Annotated in this window: 1 protein-coding gene; it reads right to left on the bottom strand. The window is 52.0% G+C overall.

The window, feature by feature from the left end; genetic code table 11:
- Nucleotides 1-108: 108 nt before the first annotated feature.
- On the bottom strand, nucleotides 109-323 hold a 215-nt coding region (locus ACYP03_RS25215), incomplete at its 5' end, for an RraA family protein (protein WP_459782558.1).

The following is a 323-nucleotide window of genomic DNA, read 5'->3' on the forward strand; positions in this document are numbered from 1 at the left end:
CGAGCTGAATGAGAAAGTAAACCTGCATGCCACCATGGATTATGAAGCGTTAGAGCAGGTATATCAGCTCGGTATTGGCTTTCGGTTTTAGGGCAACAAAGCACAGGCTCAAAGCACGGACAAATCCAGCGGCTCTTTACTCAGCAAGATACCATTGGGATCTGCGTACAGTATATCCCCGGGATAAACCAGCGTATGGGCGACGGTCAGGGTGACATTCCTGTCTCCTGTCTGGCGTTTCTCCGTTTTAAACGGACAGATAGCAATAGCTTTCACCCCCAGCGCCATCTCGCTCAGCGCGACGACATCACGTACCGCGCCGT

The sequence above is a fragment of the Photobacterium sp. R1 genome, from assembly GCF_054600795.1.